The following is a 4,638-nucleotide window of genomic DNA, read 5'->3' on the forward strand; positions in this document are numbered from 1 at the left end:
CCCGCAATAAACGGCGCGAGGGACGAGCGTCCGGCGACCGCAGGGAGCGAATTTAATTGCTTTGTTAGTTCATTCACGACGAGCCAGTAAAAGCCCAACCCCTGCACTACCAAGTAGCCCAGCACAAATTCTATTGAACAGGCAACGCATAGATGGACGGGAGAACCAATGGCGCAGTCCTTTGCCAAAGAATGCATACCCGGCTATTGCTACCCACTCAAGCATTAAAAACAGCACACCTAAAATCAAGAACTGCAATCCAACAGAGCCTGTAGGGTCAACAAACTGAGGCAGGAATGCTGTAAAAATCAAAATAGCCTTGGGGTTCCCTGCCGCCAGAAAGAACTCTTGCCTCGACAGCTGGAAAAGGCTTTTTCCCGCCAGAGATTCGTTTCCACCGTCGGTTGAGTCTGCAGTCCACAACTGAAAGGCCAGCCAAAGTAGATAGAGCCCCCCTGCTACTTTTATCGCTAGGAACAATTTTTCAGACGTATACAGCACCGTTGCCAGTCCTGTAGCAGCGAGCGTTATCATGACTACAAATGCGACCAACCGACCAATGCCAGCCAAGCAGGCAACCCTGATGCCATAACGCTTCGCATTCGCCATCGAAAGAAGATTATTAGGGCCAGGAGCCATGTTCAAAGCAAAGCATGCTGGTACGAATAATAGGATGGTCATTAAAGTCACAACTGATTCTCCTTTAAGAACTAACAGTGATTATACGCCCTTCCACATAACATTATTGAACGCGCCAGCAAGATCATTGATGTTATATCGCCACTCAAAAAATCATAAACCACTGTTTCTAATAGACTATGTCTGACTCATGGCAGCATAACCAAAATTCGCGTGCCCGCTGCTTTTTGCGATTTCATCATACTCTATTGATAAATTTGGCTTTGGTCACGTAGATTTTTGGAAAAATTGCGCTGGGTCAAAGGATGGGGTGGTTTGAGGAGTGTGGGTGAGGGGATGTGGCGGGATCGGGGCGGCTGGTCGCCGCCTTCGCGCCGGGCCGCCGCTGCGGGTGCCTTCCTCGCTCGTTGCTCTCGCTCGGGCGTTACGCCGCGCTACGGGTATGCTGAGATTTGGTGGCTTGATCGTCGCGAGCTGAAGCTGCCTCCCACAAGGGCGGGTGGGATGAGGCTTGGTGGCTTGATCGTCGCGAGCTGAAGCTGCCTCCCACAATGCAAGTTCGGGGCGGCTGGCGCCGCCTTCGCGCCGGGCCGCCGCTGCGGGTGCCTTCTTCGCTCGTTGCTCTCGCTCGGGCGTTACGCCGCGCTACGGGGGCCGAACGTCTAACACTCACGGGTCACCAGCCACTCCTCTCCCCTTCCATTTTTCTCCTCACTTCAAAGCTCGATGCCTTTTTGGGCTTTGATGCCTTGGTCTTTGAAGGCGTGTTTGACGACTTTCATTTCGGTGACGGTGTCGGCGAGGTCGATGAGGGGTTGGGGGGCGTAGCGGCCGGTGACGATGGCGTGTTGCATGTCGGGGCGGGCTTGCAGGTCGTCGAGGACCTGGTCCAGGTCGAGGTACTCGTAGCGCAGGGCGATGTTGAGTTCGTCGAGCAGTACCATGTGGTAGCTGTCGTCTTGCAGCATGCGCTTGGCTTGTGCCCAGGCGGCGTTGGCGGCGGCGACGTCGCGTTCGCGGTCCTGGGTGTCCCAGGTGTAGCCTTCGCCCATGACGTGGTAGTCCACGTTGGGCAGGTTGCGGAAGAAGGCTTCTTCGCCGGTGCTGAACGCGCCCTTGATGAACTGCACCACGCCTACTTTCATGCCGTGGCCCAGGGCGCGGGCGAGCATGCCAAAACCGGAGCTGCTTTTGCCTTTGCCGGGGCCGGTGAGCACCAGCAAGATGCCCTGCTCTTTGTCGGCGCGGGCAATGCGCTCGTTCATGATTTTTTGCTTGGCCGCCATGCGCTGGGCATGGCGTTCCGGGGTTTTGGCATTTTCGCGCATGGGGGCTCCTTGGGGTGTTTTACGCTTTCAGTACGTAGCGCAGGGTTTCCACGACCTGATCGGTGGTGGTGCACCAGGCTTGGGCCTGGGCGTCGACTTCTTTCAGCGGGTGAACGATCTCTTCGCTGTGCAGCGTGATGTAGGGCTTGGCCAAGGCTGCGCAGTAGCCTGCATCGAAGGCGGCGTTCCACTGTTTGTACTTGTCGCCGAAGCGCACCACCACCAGATCGGCTTGTTCGATCAGGGTGCGGGTGCGGATGGCGTTCACTTTGGAGGACTGGTGGTCGCGCCAGAAGCCGTTGTCCGGCTTGCCCAGGTGGTCGCCAGCGGCATCGGAGGCGTCGTGGTCGGTCACCGGGGCGGTGAAGACCACGTCCAGGCCTGCGGCTTCTGCGCCGCGCTGAATCTCTTCGCGCCAGTCGGTGTGAATCTCGCCGGAAAGGTAGACGTAAAAGCTCATGGTGGCTCCTTGGGGTTGGGGAGTGTGTGTCGCCCTATCATAGCCCACTGGGCTTTATGGAAAAACCTTCCATATTTGATTTTCGGCGACCCGCCTCCCCTGCCCGTTACGCGGCGGGCTGCAGTGCCTGGCCGGTGAAAATATCCGCCACCAGCCTGGGCGCGGAAGGAAAGTAGCCGTGGAAGTAGCTGGCCACCAGCGCGCCCTCGATGTAGATCGGTTCGGCTTCGCTGCCTGCCAGCTTGCGGGTGCGGGCCAGCGGCTTCAGGGAGGTGTCCAGCAGCGAGTGGTGGTAGGTGTGGCCGCGCAGTTCGCCGCGTTGGGTGTGCAGGCTTTGCAGCCCAAGCGCAGTGAGCTTTCCGGCCATTCTGGCGGTGCCGGGCAGTAGCCCCAGCATGGCGTGGCCGTGGCCGTCGCCATCTACCAGCCGCTCTACGCAGCTCATCAGCCCGCCGCACTCGGCCAGTATGGGCTTGCCTGCCCAGTGGTGGGCGCGAATGGCGTCGTGCATGGGCTGGTTGGCGCTGAAGCGGGCGGCGTGGAGTTCCGGGTAGCCGCCGGGCAGCCACAGGGCATCACACTCTGGCAGCGCTGTGTCATCGAGCGGCGAGAAGAAGCGCAGCATGGCGCCCATCTCTTCGAGCACGTCGAGATTGGCGCGGTAGAGAAACGCGAAGGCGTCGTCTTTGGCGATGGCGATACGCACGCCGCGCAGATGTGTCGGGGCAGGCGTGGGGGTCTCAGCGCTGAGCGTGACCCGCTTGGGCAGGCGGCCCAGCCCGGCCTCTTCCAGTACTTTCGCGGCGGCATCCAGCTGGGCATCCAGGCCACCCAGTTCGCTGGCTTGCACCAGGCCCAGGTGGCGGTCGGGAATCTGCATGGCCTCGTGGCGGGGAATGGCCCCCAGCAGGGCAATGCCTTCCGGCATGCTCTCGGCCAGCAGTTTGCCGTGGCCGGGGCTGCCCACGCGGTTGGCGATCACTTCGTGAATGGCGAGATCCGGATGGTAGTTGGCCAGGCCCTGGGCCACCGCGCCGAAGGTTTGCGCCATGCCCCAGGCATCGATGACCGGCAGCGCGGGAATACCCGCCAGCATGGCCAGGTCCGCGCTGGAAGGCGAGCCATCGAACAGCCCCATGGAGCCTTCCACCAGAATCACATCGGCTTCCTGGGCGGCTTTGGCCAGCCGCCAGCGGCACTCGTGCTCGCCGGTCATCCAGGGGTGAAGCTGGTACACCGGCTGGCCAGAGGCGACCTCTTGCACCATGGGGTCCAGGTAGTCGGGGCCGTGCTTGAACACCCGCACGGTGCGCCCGGCATTGCGGTGCAGCCGGGCCAGTGCCGCCGTCACCATGGATTTGCCCTGGCCGGAGCCGGGGGCGCTGATCAACGCGGCGTGTGCTTCACCTTGCAACATGTGGCTTCCTTGAATCATTCATGATCGGTCAATGGCGCTTGAATGGGCACGAACACCGGCGCGCCGTCCACCTCTACCGTGGCCAGCCGCTGGCGGTAGAGCCGCTCCAGCGCGCTGGGCACCAGCATGGTGTCCCGGGGGCCCCAGCAGGCTTCGCCGCTGGGGTAAAGCAGCAGAATGTGGTCGCACCAGCGGGCGGCCAGGTTGAGATCGTGCAGGCACATCATCACCGCGCTGCCCTGGGCGGCCTGTTCGGCCATCAGCGCCATCACCGCACTTTGATGGTGTAAATCCAGATGATTGGTGGGTTCATCGGCCAGCCAGAGGCTGGGGGCCTGGGTCAGTACCGTGGCCACGGCCACCCGCTGGCGTTCGCCGCCGGAAAGCGTATTCACCAGGCGGTCGCGCAGGTGGGCCACGTCCAGCGCGGCCAGCGCGGCTTCGGCGCGGGCGTAGTCGTCGGCACCTTCCCGCTGCCACAGGGAAAGGTAGGGGTGGCGGCCTATCAGCGCGGTCTCCAGTACCGTGGCGGGAAAGCCGTCCAGCCGCTCCTGAAACACCAGCCCCAGCCGCTGGGCCACTTGTCGCCTGCGCAGCTGGCCAAGCGGCGTGTCGCCCAGCAAGCACCTGCCCCGAGCGGGGGGCGTGAAGCCCGGCCAAAGTGTGCAGCAGCGTGGTCTTGCCCGCGCCGTTGGGGCCCAGCACGCCCCACACCTGCCCCGGCTCGATGGTGAGGTTCAGCGCGGTGCCTGAACGGCGCCCCGGCACGTCAATGATCAACTCCTGGGTGGCCA

The 4,638-nt window shown here is 62.0% G+C and carries 4 protein-coding genes and 1 pseudogene; all 5 read right to left on the bottom strand.

The window, feature by feature from the left end; all coding sequences use genetic code 11:
• Positions 1-69 precede the first annotated feature (69 nt).
• Positions 70-690 carry a LysE family translocator gene (locus tag B7L71_RS00035; protein ID WP_081135014.1) on the bottom strand — a complete coding sequence of 207 codons (621 nt, stop codon included), beginning with the start codon at positions 688-690 and terminating at the stop codon, positions 70-72.
• A gap of 665 nt (positions 691-1,355) precedes the next feature.
• Positions 1,356-1,967 (bottom strand): cob(I)yrinic acid a,c-diamide adenosyltransferase, encoded by a 612-nt coding sequence (gene cobO / locus B7L71_RS00040; protein WP_081135016.1) that lies wholly within the window; start codon positions 1,965-1,967, stop codon positions 1,356-1,358.
• Positions 1,968-1,986: 19 nt separating this feature from the next.
• The gene (locus tag B7L71_RS00045) at positions 1,987-2,427 is read right to left on the bottom strand and encodes a YtoQ family protein (RefSeq protein WP_016914164.1); all 441 of its coding nucleotides are present in this window, start codon (positions 2,425-2,427) and stop codon (positions 1,987-1,989) included.
• A 106-nt stretch (positions 2,428-2,533) separates the two neighbouring features.
• Entirely contained in the window at positions 2,534-3,844 is a 1,311-nt protein-coding gene (locus B7L71_RS00050; protein ID WP_081135019.1) for a cobyrinate a,c-diamide synthase, read from the bottom strand.
• Positions 3,845-3,858: 14 nt separating this feature from the next.
• A pseudogene (locus B7L71_RS00055) lies at positions 3,859-4,638 on the bottom strand (ABC transporter ATP-binding protein); the annotation flags it as partial.

The sequence above is a fragment of the Halomonas sp. BC2 genome (genome assembly GCF_002078115.1).
Lineage (GTDB): Bacteria > Pseudomonadota > Gammaproteobacteria > Pseudomonadales > Halomonadaceae > Vreelandella > Vreelandella stevensii.

Excerpts from the sequence above, each read along its gene's own strand:
- cobO (WP_081135016.1), bottom strand. The coding sequence starts at position 1,967 with ATGCGCGAAAATGCCAAAACCCCGGAACGCCATGCCCAGCGCATGGCG.
- B7L71_RS00045 (WP_016914164.1), bottom strand. The coding sequence starts at position 2,427 with ATGAGCTTTTACGTCTACCTTTCCGGCGAGATTCACACCGACTGGCGC.
- B7L71_RS00050 (WP_081135019.1), bottom strand. The coding sequence starts at position 3,844 with ATGTTGCAAGGTGAAGCACACGCCGCGTTGATCAGCGCCCCCGGCTCC.